The organism is Pseudomonas sp. 31 R 17 (assembly GCF_900004915.1).
GTDB lineage: Bacteria > Pseudomonadota > Gammaproteobacteria > Pseudomonadales > Pseudomonadaceae > Aquipseudomonas > Aquipseudomonas orientalis_A.
Genome location: NZ_CVTN01000031.1, coordinates 92,568 through 115,319, shown reverse-complemented (window position 1 = coordinate 115,319; position 22,752 = coordinate 92,568). Strand labels below are relative to the sequence as shown.

Below are 22,752 nucleotides of genomic sequence, written 5' to 3'. Positions count from 1 at the left end.
TCAGCATGCACCCTCACAGTAGTCAGGATATGACCGAGTCAGAAGACCCCAGCCGCGAGCGTCTCAAGCAGCATTTTGCCCAGCGGGTAATTCATCAGGCACGTCAAATTCTTGAGATCTGGCAGCGCCTGCAACGCAGCGAATGGTCGAACGCCGACTTCTCCGAGCTCAGCGAAGCCAATCTGCGCCTGCTGCGCTTTGCCGAGCGTTTTGAACAGCCCGAGCACCGCCAACTGGCCCAGCACATTGGCGAGTCCCTCAAGGCCGTGGACGAAAACCGTGGCCGCCTGAGCAGCCACCTGATCACCGAACTCAACCGCTTGATGCAGCGCCTGTCGCGCACCGGGCTGCGCCAGGGCGATCAACTCGAGCAAACCCTGCTGCCGCCGATGCGCAAACCGATCTACGTCATGCTGGCCGACCATGACCGCGCCGAGCGCCTGGCCAAGCAGTTGGAATTCTTCGGCATGAGCGCGCAGTCCCTGGACAGCGTCGCAGCGTTTCGCGCCTCCATGGCCGAGCGCCTGCCGTCGGCCATCGTGATGGACGTGGACTTCTGCAGCCCCGGACTGGGGCTCAAACTGGCCGCCGAAGCCCAGCAGGGCCTGGAGCAAAAGCTGCCGCTGCTGTTTTTCAGCCTGCATGAAACCGACACGCCGACGCGCCTGGCCGCCGTGCGCGCCGGCGGCGAAGAATTCCTCACCGGCACGCTGGAAGCCTCAAGCCTGCTGGAAAAGATCGAAGTGCTGACCTGCGTCGCTCAATACGAGCCGTATAAAGTGCTGATCATTGACGACTCCCGTGCCCAGGCCTTGCATACCGAGCGCCTGCTCAACAGCGCCGGCATCGTCACCCGCACCTTGATCGAGCCGATCCAGGCCATGGCCGAGCTGGCGGACTTCCAGCCCGACCTGATCATCCTCGACATGTACATGCCCGCCTGCACCGGCACCGAGCTGGCCAAGGTGATTCGCCACAACGACCGCTATGTCAGCGTGCCGATCATCTACCTGTCGGCCGAAGACGATCTGGACAAACAGCTCGATGCAATGAGCGAAGGCGGTGACGATTTCCTGACCAAGCCGATCAAGCCGCGCCATCTGATCACCACCGTGCGCAACCGCGCGGCGCGCGCGCGCAACTTGAAGGCGCGGATGGTGCGCGACAGCCTGACCGGGCTGTACAACCACACGCATATCCTGCAATTGCTCGAAGACTGCAGCTTCCGCGCCCGTCGCGAAAACAAGCCGCTGAGCTTCGCCATGCTGGATATCGACCACTTCAAGCGGGTCAATGACAGCCACGGTCACCCCATGGGCGATCGCGTCATCAAGAGCCTGGCCCTGTTCCTCAAGCAGCGCCTGCGCAAGACCGATTACATCGGCCGCTATGGCGGTGAGGAATTTGCCATCGTGATGCCCGACACCGACCTCGAATCGGCCTGCAGGGTGCTGGACGACATCCGTGGGCGCTTTGCCGAAATCCACTACCCGGCCCAGCCACAGGACTTATGGTGCACCTTCAGTGCCGGGTTGGTGGAACTGTGCGACGGCTCCGACGGCCTGATGATGGCCGCCCAGGCCGACGAGGCGCTGTACCGTGCCAAGCATGCCGGACGCAACCGCGTGCAGGCGGCTCGTCCATCAAAGCAAAGTGCCATCTTTTCACCGGAATTCACCGAATCGGTCATAAGGTTGTAATGGAAACGCAATAACTTCAGGCACTTATCTTTTGCTGTCGGTTGAAACCACGCATGCGCCTGAAGCTGCTGACCAATCTCAATACCCTTCTTCTGGTTGCCGTGTGCCTGGCACTTGGCGCGACGCTGTGGTGGTCGCAACGAGCACTGGAGCGCCCGTACCTGTTGATGGAGCGCTATCTGGGGCTGTCCCAGGCCTTTGAGAACCAGACCGCACGCAATATCGACGACTACCTGGCCAGCGGCGATGCCCTGCGGTTGAGCAGCGCCGGCCAGAGCCTGGAAAGCCTGTTGCAGCAGCTCGACTCACTGCCGCCCGAGTTGGCGCAAAGCCTGCGCCCCAGCCTTGCGGACCTGGATGCCTTCAGCAAAACCGACCTGCTCGCCGCCGGTAAACTGGCCGGCGACCCGCAAGCGCTGCTGCTGCAAGCCGAACGCGAACTGGGGGCGAACCTGGAGCAACTGAGCCAGTACGCCGGCGCGGCCAATTCTGCGGACGCCGCGCGCTACCTGCCGCCGCTGCTGGCGGCCTCGCAACACCTGGGCAAGTTGTCCCTGGCGCGCGAAAAACTGGTCAGCAGCGGGCGCGCCGAGCTGGCCGATGACGTCGAGCGTGAAATCGCCAACATCCGTAGCCAGGCCGACCTGCTGGCACAACTGCCGTTACTGGGCGTGAAGGCCAGCGCCGAATCCAGCACCGACGATTTTTCCGCCTTGATGGGTCTGGAAAACACTGAAAAAACCGAAGCGCTGGACACCGGCGTTGACCTCAAGCGTGAACTCAACGGCCTGTTGACCCGCTACCCCGCCGAACTCAAGCGCACCCGCGAACAGATCCAGCAACGCGCCGACCTCGCCGCCGCCGCCCGCACCAAGATCACCGGTGTGCGCCAAGCCATCGCCGGCCTGGAGCCGGTGGTGCGCGCGCAACACGCCAGCATCCAGGGCGAAGTGCGCCTGATACAAGGGCTGATGATTGGCCTGATCCTGCTGATTGCCCTGTTGATCGACACCTTGCAGCGTCGCCTGGCGCGGGTGCTGACCGCCCTCGCCCCGGCGCTGTCCACCTGGGCCGAAGGCAACTTCAGCCAGCCGATCGACCTGGGCAGGACCAACCGCGAACTGCACGATATCCAAGCCTCGCTCAACCGCCTGCGCGCTTATCTGGTGGACCTGGTCGGGACGATTCGCGGCAACGCCGAAGAAGTTGCCGGCAGCAGCCGCGCCCTTGCCGAACTGAGCAGCGGCCTGCACGACGGCGCCGAACGCCAGGCCGGGGATACCGCGCAGATCCGTGACTCCCTGGGCGAACTGGAAGCGACCATCCAGCAAGTAGCGGGCGATGCCAGCCAGGCCGCTGGCGCCAGTCGCAGTGCCGGCATCGCCGTGGAACAAGGCCAGCGCGTCATCGGCCTGAGCCTGACCGGGTTGCACGCCCTGGTGGGAGAAGTGCAGCAAAACGCGCAGATGATCGAGAAACTGGCCGAAGAATCCGCCACCATCGGCGGCGTGCTCACGGTGATCCGCTCGATCGCCGACCAGACCAACCTGCTGGCGCTCAATGCCGCTATCGAAGCCGCCCGCGCCGGTGAGGCCGGCCGGGGTTTTGCCGTAGTCGCCGATGAAGTGCGCACCCTGGCCCAGCGCACAGCCGGCGCCACCGCCGAAATCCAGGGCTTGATCAGCAGCCTGCAAAGCGCCGCCCACCAATCGGTGCAAGGCATGCGTGCGCAGGTCGAACACGCCGAAGCCACCGCCGAGCAAGCCCAGGCCGCCGATGGCGCGCTGGACGAAATCGTCGGGGCGATCCAGACCATTTCCGAGACGGCGGTACGCATCGCTGACGTCACTGCGCAGCAAAGCGGGGCCGTGAGCGAGATTCGCGATAACAGCGAACGCATTCACCAACTGGGCGAGGACAACCTGCTGCGTATCGGCCAGGGGCGCAGCCAGGGCGAACACCTGCTGGTGCTGGGCGGGCAGCTCAACACGGCGGTGCAGGCTTTCCGCGTCTGATCTCCCCTCCAGTGGAGATCAAAATGTGAGAGGGGGCTTGCCCCCGATAGCCACAAGTATCTACACAACTCTGTAGCGCCCAACCGTAACCACGATGCGAAGCGAGTCGCTCTTGATCTTGATCTGCTTTTGATCTCAGGCGCCCCGTTAAACCACGCTGGCCGAACGCAGGCTTGAATCCGTGGGCAACCCGGCAGGACGCCGGGTTAGCCGCACTGGGCCATGGATGGCCCATTGCGGCGGCCCACGGATTCAAGCCGGAGTGAGGGTACACCGAGCCCAGGCGAGGTGCCGAGTGGTGGGGCAAGAGCGTTTTGCTTACTTTTGCGCTTTTCAAAAGTGAGCCGCTGTAAAAGCGGAACCATTAGCAGCCGTGATCGAAGAAACGGATATGTACTCGGTCTGATCCAGCATCCTGGTCGGCCCAGAGGCCGTCATCGGGGGCAAGCCCCCTCCCACATGGGATCTCCCGCGATTTCACGACTGTATTACCAATGACCGGATCCCAAATCACAGTCACAAATTTTTCGCTATCCTCGCTAATCGTGCTGGCTACTGCATAGAACTGGACAGTCACAAAGGCTTTGCGGCATAGTCGCCGGGTTCTGCGCTACCCCAACCAATAACAAGGAACAGCCGATGGCGACCTTACTGGTTCTTCACGGACCCAACCTGAACCTGCTCGGCACCCGTGAACCGGGCGTCTACGGGGCAGTGACGCTGGAGCAGATCAACCTCGATCTGGAACAGCGGGCCCGTGTTGCCGGCCACCATTTGCTCTACCTGCAAAGCAATGCCGAGTATGAATTGATTGATCGCATCCACGCCGCGCGCGGCGAAGGCGTGGACTTTATTCTGATCAATCCCGCCGCTTTCACGCATACAAGCGTTGCATTACGTGACGCGCTGCTGGCGGTGAGCATCCCATTCATCGAAGTGCATTTATCGAACGTGCACAAACGCGAAGCTTTCCGCCATCACTCTTACTTCTCCGATGTAGCGGTAGGAGTGATCTGCGGCCTTGGCGCCAGCGGTTACCGACTGGCCCTGGAGGCCGCCCTGGAACACGTTGAAGAACAGGCTAAACGCCCCTGACCGACCCTTGGGAGTTGATGATTCATGGATATCCGTAAAGTTAAGAAACTGATCGAACTGCTGGAAGAATCCGGTATCGACGAGCTGGAAATCAAGGAAGGCGAAGAGTCCGTACGGATCAGCCGTCACAGCAAGACCCCGGCCCAACAGTTCTACGCACCCCAGATGCAAGCACCGGCGCCAGCCGCTGCCGCACCTGCCGCCGCCGCTCCAGCCGCAGCACCTGCGGCCCCGGCAGCCCCTGAGCTGAACGGTTTCGTGGTCAAGTCGCCAATGGTCGGTACCTTCTACCGCACCCCGGCACCGACCTCGCCGGCCTTCGTTGAAGTGGGCAAGACCGTGAAAGTGGGCGACACCATCTGCATCGTTGAAGCGATGAAGATGATGAACCACATCGCTGCGGAAAAAGCCGGCGTCATTGAATCCATCCTGGTAGAAAACGGTCAGCCGGTTGAGTACGACCAGCCGCTGTTCACCATCGTTTGAACCGCGGAGCACCTTCGATGTTGAAACCTGCGAAGAAACTGCAAAAAGTCCTGATCGCCAACCGCGGCGAGATCGCGCTGCGTATCCTGCGCGCCTGTAAGGAAGAGGGCATCAAGACCGTCGCTGTTTACTCGACGGCCGATACCGAATTGATGCACGTGAAACTGGCGGACGAAAGCATCTGCATCGGCCCGCCACTGGCCACGAACTCGTACCTGAAAGTCTCGAACATCATCGCGGCCGCTGAAGTGACCGGCGCTGATGGCATCCACCCGGGCTACGGCTTCCTCGCGGAAAACGCCGATTTCGCCGAACAGGTGGAAAAATCCGGCTTCGCCTTCATCGGCCCTAAAGCCGAAACCATCCGCCTGATGGGCGACAAGGTTTCGGCCAAGGACGCCATGATCGCAGCCGGCGTGCCCACCGTTCCAGGTTCCGACGGCCCGTTGCCGGAAGACGAGGAAACCGCGCTGCGCATTGGTCGCGAAGTCGGTTACCCGGTGATCATCAAGGCCGCCGGTGGTGGTGGTGGTCGCGGCATGCGCGTGGTGCACAAGGAAGAAGACCTGATCGAAGCCGCCAAGCAGACCCGCTCCGAAGCGGGCGCCTGGTTCGGCAACCCGATGGTCTACCTGGAGAAGTACCTGACCAACCCACGTCACGTGGAAGTGCAGGTACTGTCCGACGGCCAGGGCCACGCGATCCACCTGGGTGACCGCGATTGCTCGCTGCAACGTCGTCACCAGAAGGTCCTGGAAGAAGCCCCGGCACCGGGTCTGGACGAAAAAGCTCGCGAAGAAGTCCTGGCGCGCTGCGTCAAGGCGTGCATCGACATCAACTACCGTGGCGCCGGTACCTTCGAGTTCCTCTACGAGAACGGCCGTTTCTACTTCATCGAGATGAACACTCGTGTGCAGGTAGAGCATCCGGTGTCGGAGATGGTCACCGGTATCGACATCGTCAAGGAGATGCTCAGCATCGCCGCCGGCAACGTGCTGTCCTTCACCCAGGACGACGTGAAGATCCACGGCCACTCCCTGGAGTGCCGCATCAACGCCGAAGACCCGCAAACCTTCATGCCGAGCCCTGGCCTGGTCAAGCATTTCCACGCGCCCGGCGGCAACGGCGTGCGTGTGGATTCGCACCTGTACAGCGGCTACAAGGTTCCGTCCAACTACGACTCGCTGATCGGCAAGCTGATCACCTGGGGCGCCACCCGCGACGAGGCCATGGCCCGCATGCGCAACGCCCTGGACGAAATCGTGGTCGACGGCATCAAGACCAACATCCCGCTGCATCGGGACCTGGTTCGTGATGAAGGCTTCTGCGAAGGTGGTGTGAACATTCACTACCTGGAACACAAGCTGGCCAACCAGTAAGTGCTCCACCCAACAAAGCCGCCTTCGGGCGGTTTTGTTGTTTGTGCATCAGGATGAACACAGTCCAAATGTGGGAGGGGGCTTGCCCCCGATAGCGGTGGACCAGTTACAGATATTGAGACTGACACACTGCAATCGGGGGCAAGCCCCCTCCCACATTTGCTCCGCATTCATTCAGTAATGTCGTCTTCTGCCGTTCGCTCGCGTAAACTTGCGCGCTTTCGCGGCCTACGCGCTGCACACTCATTTTTTTCAAAGGTGCCCGCCATGCCTTGGCTGCAAGTTCGTCTCGCCATCAGCCCGGAACAAGCCGAAACCTACGAAGACGCTTTCCTCGAAGTCGGCGCCGTATCGGTGACTTTCATGGATGCCGAAGACCAGCCGATCTTCGAACCGGAACTCAACACCACCCCGCTGTGGTCCCACACCCATCTGCTGGCCCTGTTCGAAGACGGCACCGATGCCGCCGCCGTGCTGGCGCATATGGAATTGCTCACCGGCGGCCCGCTGCCCGAGCATCACAGCGAAGTGATCGAAGACCAGGACTGGGAACGCAGCTGGATGGATAACTTCCAGCCCATGCGCTTCGGCCAGCGCCTGTGGATCGTACCGAGCTGGCACGCCGCACCCGAGCCGGAGGCCGTCAACCTGCTGCTGGACCCGGGCCTGGCGTTCGGCACCGGCACTCACCCCACCACCGCGCTTTGCCTGGAATGGCTGGACGGCCAGGACCTGACCGACTGCAACGTGCTCGACTTCGGCTGCGGCTCGGGGATCCTGGCGATCGCCGCCCTGCTGTTGGGCGCCAACGAAGCCGTGGGCACCGATATCGACGTGCAAGCGCTGGAAGCTTCCCGCGATAACGCCGGGCGCAATCACATTGCTGAAGGCAAATTCCCACTCTATCTGCCTGAGGACCTGCCCCAGGTACAGGCCGACGTGCTGGTCGCCAATATTCTCGCCGGCCCGCTGGTTTCACTGGCGCCGCAGTTGTCGAGCCTGGTCAAGCCGGGCGGGCGCCTGGCGCTGTCGGGCATCCTCGCCGAGCAGGGCGAAGAGGTCGCTGCCGCCTACGCCCGGGATTTCGAGCTGGACCCCATCGCCAACCGTGACGGTTGGGTGCGCATCAGTGGACGTCGGCGCTAGAATGAGCGCTTGCCTGAATCGGATGGCCGCATGACCGACAGTTTCGTCACCCAGTGCCCGCATTGCCAGTCGCGCTTTCGCGTCAGCCACGCTCAGTTGAACGTGGCCCGCGGCGTGGTGCGCTGCGGCTCGTGCCTGCAAGTGTTCAATGCAGCTCGCCAGTTGCTGGAGCAACGGGCGCACATGCAACCTGGCCACTCTCCTGACCATGCTCCCGACCACGCCCCGGAGCTTGAGCCTGCCGCCGAAGCCCCACGCGCCATCAGCCAGAAGCAGTGGACGGCCGAAGAACTGGACCTGGACAGCCTGGACCTGGACGAAGAACTGGCCAAACTCGAGCGCCGCGAGATTCAGCACGCCCAGCCCGTCGGCACCGAACGGCGCCAGCCGGGGGCCGACCGTCGGCACAAGGACGACGCCCTCAGCGCCAGCCGCCATACGGTCAAGGCCGAGGAAGAAAAATGGGCCGCCAGTCTGTTCAGCGAGCCGCCGCAGGAACGCGACCTGCCCGCCGAAGCGGAACCTGCGCCGAGCGCCCGCACCGAACCGTCCATGTCCTTTCACACCGACGATATCGACGACGAGCCGCCACTGCGCGAGGCCCCGCACGACGACGATGATCCGGACCCACCGTTCACGCCCCTGACCCCGGCGGCGAACGCAGTCGACGAGCGTGCGCAATCGCGGCGCAAGCGAGTGCGCGCCGACTCCAGCGCCCACGACGACCTGTTCCAGGACCTGGAAGACGATCCGCTGCACCTGTATGCGCACAAGCGCGCGTCAGGCTGGGGTCGCCGCCTGATCTGGATCGTGCTGGTGCTGCTCGCTGCCGCCGGCCTGGCAGGCCAGTACATCGCCTACCAATTCGACGAACTGGCCCGCCAGGACACCTACCGCCCGTGGTTCCAGCAACTGTGCCCAACCTTGGGCTGCACCGTGCCATCGCGGGTCGACATCGCCCATATCAAGAGCAGCAACCTGGTGGTGCGCAGCCACCCGGAGTTCGCCGGGGCCCTGGTGGTGGATGCGATCATCTACAACCGCGCAACCTTCTCCCAGCCCTTCCCGCTGCTGGAACTGCGTTTTGCCGACCTCAACGGCGGCCTGATCGCCAGTCGGCGCTTCAAGCCCGCCGAATACCTGAGCGGCGAACTGGCCGGGGTCAGCGAAATGCCGTCGCAGGTGCCGATCCACATCTCCCTGGACATCCTCGACCCCGGCAACAAAGCCGTGAATTACAGCCTGACCTTCCATTCGCCCGAATGAAGCACGCCGCAACCGTGGTTTGACGACGAATTATTGACTGCACCGGCGTCAACCAAACCGATGGCGATAAAAAAATAACTGTTCAGATTTTATCCAATTCAGCCTTTATCCAGTCATCGAGAGCGGGTATCATGCCAACCCTTTTTCGAACTCTAATGATCCGGCCCCACAACAGGGAAGTCCTATGTCGGCGGTACGCATCGGCCCATATACATTGCACAACGGCTTGATCCTCGCCCCGATGGCGGGCGTCACGGACCAGCCCTTTCGTCAGCTCTGCAAACGTTTGGGCGCGGGTCTAGTAGTCTCTGAAATGGTCACCAGCGACATGAGTTTGTGGAACACCCGCAAGTCGCGGATGCGCATGATCCACGAAGGTGATCCCGAGCCGCGCTCGGTGCAGATCGCCGGGGGAGATGCGCAGATGCTGGCGGATGCGGCCAGGGCCAATGTGGAGCTGGGCGCGCAGATCATTGATATCAACATGGGCTGCCCGGCCAAGAAGGTCTGCAACAAGGCCGCAGGTTCCGCCCTGTTGAAAGATGAGCAGTTGGTTGCCGAGATCCTGCAGGCCGTTGTCGCCGCAGTCGATGTGCCGGTGACCCTGAAGATTCGTACCGGCTGGGACCGGGACAACAAGAATGGCCTGACGGTGGCGAAGATCGCCGAACAGGCGGGTATTGCAGCGCTGGCGGTGCATGGCCGCACCCGCGCCGACCTTTATACCGGGGAAGCCGAGTACGACACGGTTGCCGCGATCAAGCAGGCCGTGTCGATGCCGGTGTTTGCCAATGGCGATATCGATTCAGCCGAAAAAGCCCGGCGCGTGCTGCACGCCACCGGTGCCGACGGCTTGTTGATCGGCCGGGCCGCCCAGGGGCGGCCATGGATTTTCCGTGAAATCGAGCATTTCCTGCGTACCGGCGACGTGTTGCCGGCACCGGGACTGACCGAGGTGGAACGTATTCTGCTGGAGCATCTGGCCGCCCTGCACGCCTTCTATGGGGACGTGATGGGCGTACGTATTGCTCGCAAGCATGTCGGCTGGTACCTCGCCACCTTGCCGGGCGCCAAGGAATTGCGCGCTCAGTTCAATCGTTTGGATGAAACGCAGGCACAGGTCGCCATCGTTCGTGAATTCTTCGCCGAACGTGACAAGAGCCTGGCAACAGGGGATGGAGAAGGGGTGGCCGCATGACCTTGATGACCGAGACTTTAGTGAGTGGAACAGCACCCGTGAGCGACAACGTCAATTTGAAACAGCACCTCAACACGCCGAGCGAAGAAGGCCAGACCCTTCGCGGGAGTGTCGAGAAGGCGCTGCACAATTATTTCGCCCACCTCGAGGGTGCTTCCGTCACGGACGTGTACAACCTGGTGCTCTCCGAAGTCGAGGCGCCCCTGCTCGAAAGCGTGATGAACTACGTCAAGGGCAACCAGACCAAAGCCAGTGAGCTGCTGGGCCTCAATCGTGGGACCTTGCGCAAAAAGCTCAAGCAGTACGATTTGCTGTAAGCATTCAATCAAACCAGAAAGGCGCCCGCGTAAAAACGGTCGCCTTTTTTGCTGACTCCTTTGCTTTTGATGGAAATTGAAATGACCGACCAGACTACCCGCCTGCCGATCCGCCGCGCCTTGATCAGTGTTTCCGACAAGACCGGGATCCTCGAATTTGCCCGGGAGCTGGAAGCCCTGGGCGTGGAAATCCTCTCCACGGGCGGGACCTTCAAACTGCTGCAGGACAACGGCGTGGCCGCAGTAGAAGTCGCGGACTACACCGGTTTCGCGGAAATGATGGACGGTCGGGTCAAAACCCTGCACCCGAAAATTCACGGCGGCATCCTCGGTCGTCGCGGTATCGACGACGCCATCATGACCGAGCACGGCATCAAGCCGATCGACCTGGTCGCCGTCAACCTCTACCCCTTCGAAGCCACCATCAACAAGCCAGGCTGCGACCTGCCGACCGCCATTGAAAACATCGATATCGGCGGCCCGACCATGGTCCGCTCGGCGGCCAAGAACCACAAAGACGTGGCCATCGTGGTCAATACCGGCGACTACGCCCAAGTGCTGGAAAGCCTGAAGGCCGGCGGTCTGACCTACGCCCAGCGTTTCGACCTGATGCTCAAGGCGTTCGAACACACCGCCGCCTACGACGGCATGATCGCCAACTACATGGGCACCGTGAACCAGGCGGCCGAGACCTTGAGCACAGAAGGCCGCAGCCAGTTCCCGCGCACCTTCAACAGCCAGTTCATCAAGGCCCAGGAAATGCGCTACGGCGAGAACCCGCACCAGAGCGCGGCGTTCTACGTGGAGGCAAACCCGGCCGAAGTGGGCATTGCCACTGCGACCCAGCTGCAAGGCAAGGAGCTGTCCTACAACAACGTGGCCGACACCGACGCCGCGCTGGAATGCGTGAAGAGCTTCGTCAAACCGGCCTGCGTGATCGTCAAGCACGCCAACCCGTGCGGCGTGGCCGTGAGCCCGGACGCTGAAGGCGGGATCCGCCAGGCCTACGAACTGGCCTACGCCACCGACACCGAGTCAGCGTTCGGCGGCATCATCGCCTTCAACCGCGAACTGGACGCCGAGACCGCCAAGGCGATCGTCGAGCGCCAGTTCGTCGAAGTGATCATCGCGCCAAGCGTCAGCGAAGAGGCCCGCGCCATCGTCGCGGCCAAAGCCAATGTGCGCCTGCTGGCCTGCGGTGAATGGTCGGCTGACCGCGCCGCTGCCTGGGATTACAAGCGCATCAATGGCGGCCTGCTGGTACAGAGCCGCGACATCGGCATGATCGGCAGCGAAGACCTGAAAGTGGTGACCAAACGCGCGCCCACCGAGCAAGAGATCAACGACCTGATCTTTGCCTGGAAAGTGGCCAAGTACGTCAAGTCCAACGCCATCGTCTACGCCAAGAACCGCCAGACCATCGGTGTCGGCGCCGGCCAGATGAGCCGTGTGAACTCGGCGCGTATCGCCGCGATCAAGGCTGAACACGCCGGCTTGCAGGTGGTGGGCTCGGTGATGGCGTCCGATGCGTTCTTCCCGTTCCGTGACGGCCTGGACAATGCCGCGAAAGCCGGCGTGACCGCCGTGATCCAACCGGGTGGCTCGATGCGTGATGCTGAAGTGATCGCCGCCGCTGATGAAGCCGGCATTGCGATGGTCTTCACCGGCATGCGCCACTTCCGCCACTGATCCAAATGTGGGAGGGGGCTTGCCCCCGATGACAGTGTGTCAGGCAACTGATCCTTATCTGACACACCGCAATCGGGGGCAAGCCCCCTCCCACATAAAGCGTTCCTGCGACGCCCACAGAATTTGAGGTTTTTGAAATGAATGTTTTGATCATTGGCAGCGGTGGCCGTGAACACGCCCTGGCCTGGAAGGTTGCCCAGGACCCCCGTGTGCAGAAAGTCTTCGTTGCGCCCGGCAACGCCGGTACCGCCATTGAAGCCAAGTGCGAAAACGTCGCCATCGACGTGCTGGCGCTCGAGCAACTGGCGGACTTTGCCGAAAAGAACGTCTCCCTGACCATCGTCGGCCCGGAAGTGCCGCTGGTGGCCGGCGTCGTCGACCTGTTCCGCAGCCGTGGCCTGGATTGCTTCGGCCCGACCGCCGGCGCCGCTCAACTGGAAGGCTCGAAAGCCTTCACCAAGGACTTCCTGGCGCGCCACAAGATCCCGACCGCCGACTACCAGAACTTCACCGAGATCGAGCCGGCCCTGGCTTACCTGCGTGAAAAAGGTGCGCCGATCGTGATCAAGGCCGACGGCCTGGCCGCCGGTAAAGGCGTGATCGTCGCCATGACCCTGCAGGAAGCCGAGGACGCCGTACGCGACATGCTCGCCGGCAACGCCTTTGGTGATGCCGGTTCGCGCGTGGTCATCGAGGAATTCCTCGACGGCGAAGAAGCCAGCTTTATCGTGATGGTCGACGGCAAGAACGTCTTGCCGATGGCCACCAGTCAGGACCACAAGCGCGTCGGCAACGGCGACAGCGGCCCGAACACCGGCGGCATGGGTGCTTATTCCCCGGCGCCGGTGGTCACCGCCCAGGTGCACCAGCGCGTCATGGACCTGGTGATCTGGCCGACCGTGCGCGGCATGGCCGACGAAGGCAACGTCTACACCGGTTTCCTCTACGCCGGCCTGATGATCGACAAAGCCGGCAACCCGAAAGTCATCGAGTTCAACTGCCGCTTCGGCGACCCGGAAACCCAGCCGGTGATGCTGCGCCTGCAATCGAGCCTGGTGCTGCTGGTGGAAGCCGCGCTGGCCCAGGCCCTGGACAAGGTCGAAGCACAGTGGGACCCACGCCCGAGCGTCGGCATCGTGCTCGCGGCCGGCGGTTACCCTGCCGATTACGCCAAGGGCGATGTGATTGAAGGCCTGGACGCCGCGGCTGCGCTGGAAGGCAAGGTGTTTCATGCCGGCACTGCGCTGCAGGACGGCAAGGTCGTCACCGCCGGTGGCCGCGTGCTGTGCGCCACCGCGATGGGCGCCAGCGTCGATGCCGCGCAGCAGCAAGCGTACAAGTTGGCCGCAAAAATCGACTGGAAAGGCTGCTTCTACCGCACCGATATCGGTTACCGCGCCATTGCCCGTGAACGCGGCGAGAACCACTGAGTAGCTATCCGTTCGGGTAGGTAAGGGCCTCTGGCCCTTGCCGTACTCATGCCGCCCCGCGCATAGTTAACCCGTGCATTCACCTACGAAGGGACTTCGCCGTGCGCTGGCTCAGGATCGCCTTAGGTTTTACCGTCAGTCTGCTGACCCTGCTCTGCCTGGTCCCGGCTCAAGCCGCGGCGCAAGGCAGTGGTTGGGCAGTCTTGCTCGATGATCAGGCCGACCTGCAACTGAGCGACATCCGTTCCTCGCGCTACACCAATCAATTCAGCCCCATCGAACTGGACCGGATTACCGCCGCGCCGCCGGACGGTGCGTTGTGGGTACGCTTCAAGCTGCAACCCGGCAAGCATGAACAGGTGCTGCGGGTGTTCGCCCCGGACTTGTCGAGCCTGAGCCTGTATGTGCTGGACGGCAACAGCCTGGTGGAGCAGCAGACCACCGGCACGCGCCAACCCCAGGCCGAGCGACCGCTGCCCAGCAGTGACTTCATGCTGCCGATGCCACAGAGCCAGCGCCCGCTCGAGGTTTACCTGCGCCTGGTGTCGGAACACGAGCTGCGCCCCTATATCACCCTGGAACCTGCCGTACTCGCCGCCGCCAACCAGAACCAGACGCTGGTCTACGGCTTGCTGTTCGGCGTCCTGCTCATGCTGATCCTGCATAACCTCACGCGCTTCGCCTACCACCGCTCGCGCAGCAGCCTGTGGCTGGCCGCGTGTGAGTTCCTGCTGATGCTCAGCCTGGCGCTGTTGCTCAACGTGGTGGGGCCGTGGTTGCCCAACTGGCACGCGATCCAGACCCCCGGCGCCTACCTCGCCCTGCTGCTGACCGCGCCGTGCGGGCTGATGTTTGCCTATCGCTTCTTCATGCCGCTGGGCCCGCACCCGCTGAACAAACTGTTGATGGCCGACATATTGGTGATCGTGCTGTGTGGCCTGCTGCTGTTGTTCGTCAACACCCTGCCGCTGAACATCATCACCTATGCCCTGGTGGCGCTGGCCGGCCTGAGCATGCTGTTTGTCTCGGCCTATCACTGGCAACGGGGCTATCGTCCGGCGCGCCTGTTCGTGGCGGGGATGGTGGTGTTCAACATCGGCACGCTGATCATTCTTCCCGCCCTGCTCGGCCTCACGTTGTTGGCACCGCAAGGCCTGATCATCACCCTGCTGAGTTTCATCTGCATCAGCGGCCTGCTGATGAGCCTGGCCCTCGGTGAACGCCAGCGCGCCATTGTTGAAACGCGCTTCAGCCTCAGCCGCGACCTGGCCGCGAGCAACGCCGAAATCGCGGCCAAGGCCGAGTTCCTGGCGAAGATCAGCCACGAAATCCGCACCCCCATGAACGGCGTGCTGGGCATGACCGAGTTGCTGCTGGGCACGCCGTTGTCGGTCAAACAACGCGACTACGTGCAGACCATCCACAGCGCCGGCAACGAATTGCTCACGCTGATCAACGAAATCCTCGACATCTCCAAGCTCGAATCGGGGCAGATCGAACTCGATGATGTGCAGTTCGACCTCAATGCGCTGATCGACGACTGCCTGAGCATCTTCCGCGCCAAGGCCGAGCAGCAGAACGTCGAGCTGATCAGCTTTATCCAGCCCCAGGTGCCGCGCGTGATCAGCGGTGACCCGACACGCCTGCGCCAGGCGCTGTTGAGCCTGCTGGAAAACGCCCTGCATAAAACCGACGAGGGCGAAGTGCTGATCGTCGTTGCCCTCGACGAGCGCAGCCCCCAGCCACGCCTGCGCATTGCCGTGCAAGACAGCGGCGTGCCCATGGACGCCGCCGAACGCGACGCCCTGATGCACAGCGAACTGCACAGCAAGAACTTCCTCTCGGCCACACGCTTGAGCGGCCACCTGGGCCTGGTGATCGCGCGCCAGTTGATCCTGTTGATGAACGGCGAATTCGGCGTCAAGAGCGGCAGTCACCAGGGCAGCACCCTGTGGCTGACCCTGCCGTTGGACCCCGAACGCCTCGAGCACCCGACCTCCGATCTCGACGGTCCGCTCAAGGACGCACGGGTACTGGTGGTGGACGACAACGACACCTGCCGCAAGGTGCTGCTGCAGCAATGCTCGGCCTGGGGCCTGAACGTCAGCGCCGTGGCTTCCGGCAAAGAAGCCCTGGCCCTGCTGCGCACCAAGGCGCACCTGCGCGATTACTTCGATGTGGTGTTGCTGGACCAGAACATGCCCGGCATGACCGGCATGCAATTGGCAGCCAAGATCAAGGAAGACCCGAGCCTGAACCACGATATCCTGCTGATCATGCTCACCGGTATCAGCAACGCGCCGAGCAAGATCATCGCGCGCAACTGCGGGATCAAGCGCATCCTCGCCAAGCCGGTGGCCGGTTATACGCTCAAGACCACCCTGGCCGACGAACTGACCCAGCGCAGCAAAGGCGCCCCCCACCCTCGCCTCGCTCCCGCCGCGCCGGCAGCCATTACCGTGCCCAGCGACTTCCGCATCCTGGTGGCCGAGGACAACAGTATCTCCACCAAAGTGATACGCGGCATGCTCGGCAAGCTCAACCTCAACCCGGATACCGCCAGCAACGGCGAAGAAGCGTTGGAGGCGATGAAAGCCCAGCGCTATGACCTGGTGCTGATGGACTGTGAAATGCCGATCCTCGATGGTTTCTCCGCCACCCAGCAGTTGCGCGCGTGGGAAGTCAGCCACCAACGTGTGCGCACGCCGGTGGTGGCGCTCACGGCGCATATTCTCTCGGAACATAAAGAACGCGCGCGCCAGGCCGGAATGGACGGGCATATGGCCAAGCCGGTGGAATTGTCACAGTTGCGCGAGCTGGTGGATTACTGGGTTGTGCAACGCCAGCAACGCCCGGAACACGCGCCGTCCTGATTGAAATCCAATCAAGTGGTATGGGTGATCAAATGTGGGAGGGGGCTTGCCCCCGATAGCGGTGGGTCAGTGACAAATAAGCTGACTGTCACACTGCAATCGGGGGCAAGCCCCCTCCCACATTTGATCTCTTGCGCCTGATAGACTCCTCCACACTTCCACCGCCCGCGAGTCCCCCCATGCTCCACGTGTTATTCAGCGTTTACCTGAAGATGCTGGTGCTCTACAGCCCGTTCTTCGTGCTGTCCTGCTTTATCAGCCTGACCCGCGGCTATTCCAGCAAGGAGCGGCGGCGCCTGGCCTGGAAAGTCGCGTTGGCGACGCTGGTGTCGAGCGTGCTGCTGTACCTGTTCGGCCGGGTGATATTCAGTGTGTTCGGCATCACCGTGGACGCGTTCCGCATCGGCGCCGGCAGCGTGCTGTTTATCTCCGCCCTGGGCATGGCCCAGGGCAAGTCGGCGGTGCAAACCGATAACGTGCAGCAGGACGTGACCATCGTACCGCTGACTATCCCGCTCACGGTCGGCCCCGGCACCATCGGTGCATTGCTGGTAATGGGGGTGAGCCAGCCCCATTGGGACGACAAGCTCACCGCCATCCTCAGCATCGCCCTGGCCAGTCTCACGGTGGGCGTGGTGCTGTACCTGTCCAATCGGATCGAACGCATTCTTGGCGACCAGGGCTTGCAGATTGTCAGCCGGTTGATGGGCTTGTTCGTGTGCGCCCTGGCCGCGCAAATTATCTTTACCGGGGTCCGTGGCTATCTGGTGACCTAGATCCGGTACTTGGCGATGGCCGACTGCACTTTGTCACCCGCACTGTCGCGCATCAGTTGCAGGGTCTGTTCATTGACCACCGAGGTATTGAGCACCAGGCAGGTCTGCCCGCTGAAGGCCTCGAACGATGAGCTGTCCCACTCGAGGAACGGCAACCCCACCTGCTTGCTCACGCCATGGCTGCTGTAGGTCACCAGGACCATCATCACTTCGCCATTGGTTTCAGCGCAGGACGCCACGCCGAAGTCACCGCCCTGATGCACGCTGCTGTTGCGTTTGAACAAATCGAAAGATGCCGGCAGTTGCTTCAAGGTCTCCAGCGCATCGGCGGCCAGTTTCGGCAGCAGGCTGAGCAACGGCCCCGACATGGACATCGAGGCGAGCATCGCGCCGATGATATTCAGCGCCGTCAGTTGCACCGTCAGCCCCCTGCCCGCGCGCGAGACGCGCTCGAAGCTGCTGCGCACCGGCAGCCAGCCGAGGCTGACCATCACTTTGATAAATTCGTCGTACCAGGCCTCGGTGCCCCGATGCACCTTCAATACATCGCTCACGTAACTGCTGGCCAGCAGATAGCTTTTACGGATGTACTCGCGATTTAGCCCGGACAGCCCCTCGGCAAAGGAAATCACACCGTTGTTGACCACCGCCGCATTGCAGTCATCTTCGGTGTCCAGCGGTAACGTCGCGGGCGTGCCCGGCGCGCCCGGCAATTTGTAGGCGGCAATCAGCTTGCGCCGTTTTGTACTGTTGATCCTTCTGTGGTGTCGCTCCATTTCCCAATTCTCCACGTACACCCCGACTCGGGGCTTGTAACCACACTAGTCCACTCAGCGACGGGCTTTCCAGGCAACAAACATCCCTTGGCGCGGCCCGGCAAAACACGCCGACCCGCAATAACGCGGCATGCACGATGAGCCTCGTGGTTTCGTCGTGAAAAAAAGAAAAAGCCCCGAACGGCAACAGAAAAATCCTGGTGTCATTCGGAGCTTTCGGGCCACCGCCAAGCTGTTTTCAGCCGGCGGGTTTATCGCCGTACCAGCGCGGGGTGTACACCCACTCACCGCCACCGGCACGCGCAAAGGTGCAGGTGGTGGACGAGCCGATCAGCACCATGGTGCGCATGTCCACCTGGTCCGGGGTGAGTTGCCCCAGGGTGGTGACGCGCAGCGTCTGGCCCGGACGACCGATATCGCGGCCCAGCACCACCGGCGTTTCAGGGGTACGGTGCTGCGCGACGATCTCCAGCGCACGCCCCAGTTGCCACGGCCGCGCACGGGAAATCGGGTTGTAGAAGGCCAGGGCCAGGTCGGCCTGGGACGCGAGGTCCAGACGCTTTTCGATGATCGACCACGGCTTGAGGTTATCCGACAGCGACATCACACAGAAGTCATGCCCCAGCGGCGCCCCGGCCTGGGCAGCGGTGGCCAGGGAGGCCGAGACGCCCGGCAGGATTTGCAGGTCGACCTGGTGCCAGGCCGGGTCGCTGGACTCATGCAACGCCTCGATCACCGCAGCGGCCATGGCGAACACACCCGGGTCGCCGGACGACACCACCACCACCGAGCGCCCTTGGGCGGCCAGCTCGAAGGCGTGACGGGCACGCTGCATTTCTTCGCGGTTGTCCGTGCAGTGCTGCACCTGATCATCACGGAACGGCCCGGCCATGCGCACGTAGGTTTCGTAGCCCAGCACATCGGTGCAGCGCGCCAACTCGGCCTTGACCGCCGGCACCATCAAGTCAGCGGCGCCCGGGCCGAGCCCGATCACGGCAAGGCGCCCGCGTGGGCGACCGACCTGTGACACGTCCAACGGCTGTTCAGCCACGCTGAGGGTGATGTCCGCCTGCGGCTCGACCTTGTCAAACCGCAGCGGCACGCCCAGTTCCAGCGCAGCCTCATGCAGCGACGCTTCGGCCATCTGCAGGTCGCTGGCAAGCAGGCACGCCAGCGATTGCACGGCAAGGCCCGCCTCATGCAAGGCGGTGCGCACACGTGCGGCCAGCTGCGCGCCCGGCTTGCAGGTGGCGCAGACGGTTTTCGGATAAATCACCAATTCGTTGGCGGCCGGCACGCGCTCGGCACTGCCCACATGAATCGCCAGGCGCGCCTGTGCGGCCTGTGGCAAGTTGGCCTGCGCAAGCCAGGGCGCTTCGCCTTCAATGCGCACGCTTTCACCGGCGAGCAGGTCCGAGACGAAGCGCTTGCCCAACTCCAGGTCCGCCAATTCATAGCCCCTGGGCGGGTTGAGCAGGCAGGTACCAAAGCGCAACTCGCCGCTGGTGGTGATCGCCGCCGCCACCCCCAGCGCAGCGGCAATCTCCCGCGCCATCACATTCACACCGCCCAGCCCGCCCAGCAGGGGCACCACGGCGCTGCCGTCTTCGGCAACGGCCAGCACGGCCGGCTCCTCACCTTTTTCGAGCAGCAGCGGCGCGAGGGTACGGATGACGATGCCGGCGGCGCACAGCGCAATCAGCGGTGTCCCCTGCTGGTAGAGCTGGCGCAGTGTGGCGCCGAATTCGCTGTAGACCTGGTCCGCGCCGTCGACCCGACCGGTCAGGCCATGGATCTGCGCCGCCGGGTAAAGCTGCTGGATCCTGCGCGCAGTCGCCAGGCTGCCCTGGCCCAGAATGACAATCGCCGGGCTCATCAACCTTGCCACCGTTCACCGGGCACGATGATCAAGGAAAAATACGGTGACGACATCGGCTCCACCTGGTCCAGCGGCACGATTTTCTGATTGGCCATGGTGGCGCGCTCCACGTACAGCGCGCGCCCGGCCAGACCGAGTTCCTCCAACACTTGGCGCACCTTGTGGAAGTTGCGCCCCAACTTCATGATCACCGCCGCGTCGGCGTCCGCCAGCCGGCGCTTGAGGTCGTCGTGCGGCAACACCCCCGACAGCACCGACAGGCTCTGGTTGCGATACACCAGCGGCGCACCCAATACCGAAGCGCCGCCAAGCATCGAACACACGCCCGGGATGACCTGCGCTTCATAGCGCTCGGCAAGGCGGTCATGCAGGTACATATAGGAGCCATAGAAGAACGGGTCGCCTTCACAGATCACCGCCACATCGCGGCCCGCATCCAGGTGCGCGGCCACATCGACGCTGGCGGTGTCGTAGAAGTCGCTGATCACTTGCTCATAGGACAGCGGCGCCGGCAGCGCCTCGGTGGTCACCGGGTACACCAGGGGCATCAGGGTCTGTTGCGGCACCAGATGGTCTTCGATGATGCCGAACGCATTGCCCTTCTTGCCCTTGGCCACGAAGTACGCCACCACGGGCGACTCGCGCAGCAGGCGCAGAGCCTTGAGGGTGATCAGCTCCGGATCGCCGGGGCCTACGCCCAGGCCGATCAGACGTCCGCGTGGGTGCATTATTCGACCTCCGTGGCGAGCGCGTTGACGGCGGCGGCGGCCATGGCACTGCCGCCCAGACGGCCCTGCATGATCACGAACGGCACGCCACGGCTGTCGGCGGCAAGCATCGCCTTGGATTCGGCGGCGCCGACAAAGCCCACCGGGAAGCCGAGGATCAACGCCGGTTTCGGCGCGCCGGCGTCAAGCATTTCCAGCAGGTAGAACAAGGCGGTCGGCGCATTGCCGATCACCACCACGCTGCCTGCCAGGTGCGGGCGCCACAGCTCCAGCGCAGCGGCGGAACGGGTGTTGCCCAACGCCCGCGCCAGCTCAGGCACGCTGTCGTCACGCAGGGTGCAGATCACCGCGTTATTGGCCGGCAGGCGCGCGCGGGTCACGCCTTCGGAGACCATCCGCGCATCGCATAAAATCGGTGCGCCCGCCGCGAGCGCATCACGCCCGGCCTTGCCCGCGCCTTCGGAGAATTGCAGGCCGTCGATCGCCTCGACCATGCCGCAGGCATGAATCACCCGCACCGCGAGTTTTTCCAGGTCGGCCGGGATGCGGTCCAGGTTGGCTTCCGCGCGAATAATGGCGAAGGAGTTGCGATAGATCTCCTGACCGTCGCGGATGTAATCAATCATCGGTGTTGCTCCGTGGGCGAGCGCGTAACAGGGCGCCCGCCGCTTCAATGGAAAGAGTGCGCGCGTGCAGCCGGCCAAAACCTGGATGGGCGGCGTCGCGAAAATAGAGGTCGTAATGGCCGGGGCTCACCGCCAGCAAGGTGACCGGCGCGGTGTGCGCGGCGGCGCAGGAGCGCGGGCAACCGGACAGGTGCACCTCGACGCCGGGTTGCAGGGTGGCCAGTTGCACCGCGTCGGCCTTGGTATCGGCCAGGCCCTTGCCGCAACCGCTGGAACCGGTGCAGGCAATCATGCGCGCAAGGGGTTGCTCGATTGAACAGAGAAAGCCCAGTTGCCCCAAGCGGTCGGTGACGGCGCCAGGGCGTGCAATGTTGGGCAGCAGCACGCCTTGCCAGGGCGTGAAGCGCAACGTGCCATCGCCGTACTCGCTGGCCAACTGCGCGGCGCCCTGGAGCATCCGCGAATCCAGACGGCCCAGAGGCGCGACTGCCGCGACGTAGAACTTATTCTTCCGAGGCTGGGGATAACTCCCGATGTGCAGCAACGCACCACTGGCTGGGCGTTTGAAGCCTTTCGCCGACAGCAGCGGCAGGCTCAGGCGGCTCAATAACTTATCCACAGCCAGATGACGCATGCGCGTTTGCTCGGGCGTCGCCAGGTCGAGAAAGGCCTCCAGCACCGCCACCACCAGCGCATGGCCCTGGTCCAGCGGCACGGCCGCCACCGGCGCATTCAGGCCGGGGCAGCCGGCCAGGCCGAACGCCAGCAGCGTTTGCCCCTCGCGCACAAACGCCGACAGCCACAGGTCATGGTGATGCTCGAGCATCGCCAGGGCTTCACCGCCGTCCAGCTGCACGGCGAACTTGGCCGACAACTGATGAAAACGCGGATGACTGTCCAACGTGGCAAGAATCTGCGCGGCCAGCGGGCGGGTGTCGAACAGCATCTGCGGATCGATGCCGGCGCTGGGGCTGAGCATCAGGTTGCGCACGTCATCACCGGCCGCGTTGCTCGGGCCGAGGCCGGCCGCCAGCAGCATTGCGATCAAGGCGTCCTGCTCGGCGCCGATCCCGCGAATCTGCAGGTTGGCGCGGTTGGTCGCCTCGATCACCCCGCCCGCGTACGCCTGGGCAGCATCCGCCACGGCGTTGGCCTGGGCCGCGGTAATCGAACCACCGGCCAGTTTGACCCGACAGATACCGCCGTCCAACGCCTGGACAATACGCAGCAACCCCGGACAGGCCGAGGGGCGCAAGGTATTTACAGCGGGCGTTGGGTTCACGGGGCTACCGGTTGACGGGTAAAGGCGCGGTATTATGCCTGCTTTGTCCGGCGGCATGAAAAGCCTGCCCGTCGGATGTCGTTCAAGGAAT

At 63.2% G+C, this 22,752-nt stretch carries 18 protein-coding genes; 13 read left to right on the top strand and 5 right to left on the bottom strand.

Features of this window, described 5'->3' with window-relative positions; translation table 11 throughout:
- The first annotated feature begins 29 nt into the window (after positions 1–29).
- The 13 genes from BFP89_RS01340 to BFP89_RS01280 all read left to right on the top strand — a co-directional run bounded on the left by BFP89_RS01340 (position 30) and on the right by BFP89_RS01280 (position 17,370).
- Positions 30–1,700, top strand: coding sequence for a response regulator (locus BFP89_RS01340; protein ID WP_065883458.1), 1,671 nt, complete (start codon positions 30–32; stop codon positions 1,698–1,700).
- Between the two features lie 53 nt (positions 1,701–1,753).
- Positions 1,754–3,715, top strand: a complete 1,962-nt coding sequence (locus BFP89_RS01335; protein WP_065883457.1) for a methyl-accepting chemotaxis protein — start codon at positions 1,754–1,756, stop codon at positions 3,713–3,715.
- 639 nt (positions 3,716–4,354) lie between these two features.
- Positions 4,355–4,810, top strand: a complete 456-nt coding sequence (gene aroQ / locus BFP89_RS01330; protein ID WP_057724120.1) for a type II 3-dehydroquinate dehydratase — start codon at positions 4,355–4,357, stop codon at positions 4,808–4,810.
- Positions 4,811–4,834: 24 nt separating this feature from the next.
- Positions 4,835–5,296, top strand: a complete 462-nt coding sequence (gene accB / locus BFP89_RS01325) for an acetyl-CoA carboxylase biotin carboxyl carrier protein (RefSeq protein ID WP_065883456.1) — start codon at positions 4,835–4,837, stop codon at positions 5,294–5,296.
- Positions 5,297–5,313: 17 nt separating this feature from the next.
- Positions 5,314–6,675 carry an acetyl-CoA carboxylase biotin carboxylase subunit gene (gene accC, locus BFP89_RS01320; protein WP_065883452.1) on the top strand — a complete coding sequence of 454 codons (1,362 nt, stop codon included), beginning with the start codon at positions 5,314–5,316 and terminating at the stop codon, positions 6,673–6,675.
- A gap of 267 nt (positions 6,676–6,942) precedes the next feature.
- Positions 6,943–7,821 carry a 50S ribosomal protein L11 methyltransferase gene (gene prmA, locus BFP89_RS01315; RefSeq protein WP_065883451.1) on the top strand — a complete coding sequence of 293 codons (879 nt, stop codon included), beginning with the start codon at positions 6,943–6,945 and terminating at the stop codon, positions 7,819–7,821.
- Between the two features lie 30 nt (positions 7,822–7,851).
- On the top strand, positions 7,852–9,087 hold the full coding sequence (locus tag BFP89_RS01310; RefSeq protein WP_065883450.1) for a DUF3426 domain-containing protein: 1,236 nt from the start codon (positions 7,852–7,854) through the stop codon (positions 9,085–9,087).
- Positions 9,088–9,271: 184 nt separating this feature from the next.
- Positions 9,272–10,285: a tRNA dihydrouridine synthase DusB gene (dusB, locus tag BFP89_RS01305; RefSeq protein ID WP_065883448.1), complete on the top strand. Its 1,014-nt coding sequence runs from the start codon at positions 9,272–9,274 to the stop codon at positions 10,283–10,285.
- Positions 10,282–10,602 (top strand): DNA-binding transcriptional regulator Fis, encoded by a 321-nt coding sequence (gene fis, locus BFP89_RS01300; RefSeq protein ID WP_007250933.1) that lies wholly within the window; start codon positions 10,282–10,284, stop codon positions 10,600–10,602. The genes dusB and fis overlap by 4 nt, the downstream gene beginning before the upstream one ends.
- A gap of 81 nt (positions 10,603–10,683) precedes the next feature.
- Entirely contained in the window at positions 10,684–12,291 is a 1,608-nt protein-coding gene (purH, locus tag BFP89_RS01295) for a bifunctional phosphoribosylaminoimidazolecarboxamide formyltransferase/IMP cyclohydrolase (protein ID WP_065883446.1), read from the top strand.
- Positions 12,292–12,428: 137 nt separating this feature from the next.
- Entirely contained in the window at positions 12,429–13,721 is a 1,293-nt protein-coding gene (gene purD / locus BFP89_RS01290; protein WP_065883445.1) for a phosphoribosylamine--glycine ligase, read from the top strand.
- Positions 13,722–13,822: 101 nt separating this feature from the next.
- Positions 13,823–16,594 (top strand): hybrid sensor histidine kinase/response regulator, encoded by a 2,772-nt coding sequence (locus BFP89_RS01285; RefSeq protein WP_065883443.1) that lies wholly within the window; start codon positions 13,823–13,825, stop codon positions 16,592–16,594.
- Positions 16,595–16,773: 179 nt separating this feature from the next.
- Positions 16,774–17,370: a MarC family protein gene (locus BFP89_RS01280; protein WP_065883442.1), complete on the top strand. Its 597-nt coding sequence runs from the start codon at positions 16,774–16,776 to the stop codon at positions 17,368–17,370.
- Here BFP89_RS01280 and BFP89_RS01275 read toward each other — a convergent pair.
- From BFP89_RS01275 to cobG, 5 genes are all read right to left on the bottom strand, one after another.
- A complete protein-coding gene (locus BFP89_RS01275; protein WP_065883440.1) occupies positions 17,367–18,146 on the bottom strand; it encodes a hypothetical protein in 780 nt (259 codons plus the stop codon). The genes BFP89_RS01280 and BFP89_RS01275 overlap by 4 nt on opposite strands.
- Before the next feature lie 238 nt (positions 18,147–18,384).
- The gene (gene cobJ / locus BFP89_RS01270; RefSeq protein WP_065883439.1) at positions 18,385–20,022 is read right to left on the bottom strand and encodes a precorrin-3B C(17)-methyltransferase; all 1,638 of its coding nucleotides are present in this window, start codon (positions 20,020–20,022) and stop codon (positions 18,385–18,387) included.
- On the bottom strand, positions 20,022–20,753 hold the full coding sequence (locus BFP89_RS01265; protein ID WP_065883437.1) for a precorrin-2 C(20)-methyltransferase: 732 nt from the start codon (positions 20,751–20,753) through the stop codon (positions 20,022–20,024). Before BFP89_RS01265 ends, cobJ begins: the two co-directional genes overlap by 1 nt.
- Positions 20,753–21,379 carry a precorrin-8X methylmutase gene (locus tag BFP89_RS01260; protein ID WP_065883434.1) on the bottom strand — a complete coding sequence of 209 codons (627 nt, stop codon included), beginning with the start codon at positions 21,377–21,379 and terminating at the stop codon, positions 20,753–20,755. The genes BFP89_RS01265 and BFP89_RS01260 overlap by 1 nt, the downstream gene beginning before the upstream one ends.
- Positions 21,372–22,718: a precorrin-3B synthase gene (cobG, locus tag BFP89_RS01255; RefSeq protein ID WP_065883432.1), complete on the bottom strand. Its 1,347-nt coding sequence runs from the start codon at positions 22,716–22,718 to the stop codon at positions 21,372–21,374. Before cobG ends, BFP89_RS01260 begins: the two co-directional genes overlap by 8 nt.
- Positions 22,719–22,752: the final 34 nt, after the last annotated feature.

Coding starts and splice junctions, on each gene's coding strand:
- purH (WP_065883446.1), top strand. CDS start 10,684: ATGACCGACCAGACTACCCGCCTGCCGATCCGCCGCGCCTTGATCAGT.
- prmA (WP_065883451.1), top strand. CDS start 6,943: ATGCCTTGGCTGCAAGTTCGTCTCGCCATCAGCCCGGAACAAGCCGAA.
- cobJ (WP_065883439.1), bottom strand. CDS start 20,022: ATGAGCCCGGCGATTGTCATTCTGGGCCAGGGCAGCCTGGCGACTGCG.
- purD (WP_065883445.1), top strand. CDS start 12,429: ATGAATGTTTTGATCATTGGCAGCGGTGGCCGTGAACACGCCCTGGCC.
- BFP89_RS01260 (WP_065883434.1), bottom strand. CDS start 21,379: ATGATTGATTACATCCGCGACGGTCAGGAGATCTATCGCAACTCCTTC.
- BFP89_RS01280 (WP_065883442.1), top strand. CDS start 16,774: ATGCTCCACGTGTTATTCAGCGTTTACCTGAAGATGCTGGTGCTCTAC.
- BFP89_RS01340 (WP_065883458.1), top strand. CDS start 30: ATGACCGAGTCAGAAGACCCCAGCCGCGAGCGTCTCAAGCAGCATTTT.
- cobG (WP_065883432.1), bottom strand. CDS start 22,718: ATGCCGCCGGACAAAGCAGGCATAATACCGCGCCTTTACCCGTCAACC.
- dusB (WP_065883448.1), top strand. CDS start 9,272: ATGTCGGCGGTACGCATCGGCCCATATACATTGCACAACGGCTTGATC.
- aroQ (WP_057724120.1), top strand. CDS start 4,355: ATGGCGACCTTACTGGTTCTTCACGGACCCAACCTGAACCTGCTCGGC.
- BFP89_RS01265 (WP_065883437.1), bottom strand. CDS start 20,753: ATGCACCCACGCGGACGTCTGATCGGCCTGGGCGTAGGCCCCGGCGAT.
- BFP89_RS01275 (WP_065883440.1), bottom strand. CDS start 18,146: ATGGAGCGACACCACAGAAGGATCAACAGTACAAAACGGCGCAAGCTG.
- fis (WP_007250933.1), top strand. CDS start 10,282: ATGACCTTGATGACCGAGACTTTAGTGAGTGGAACAGCACCCGTGAGC.
- BFP89_RS01310 (WP_065883450.1), top strand. CDS start 7,852: ATGACCGACAGTTTCGTCACCCAGTGCCCGCATTGCCAGTCGCGCTTT.
- accB (WP_065883456.1), top strand. CDS start 4,835: ATGGATATCCGTAAAGTTAAGAAACTGATCGAACTGCTGGAAGAATCC.
- BFP89_RS01335 (WP_065883457.1), top strand. CDS start 1,754: ATGCGCCTGAAGCTGCTGACCAATCTCAATACCCTTCTTCTGGTTGCC.
- accC (WP_065883452.1), top strand. CDS start 5,314: ATGTTGAAACCTGCGAAGAAACTGCAAAAAGTCCTGATCGCCAACCGC.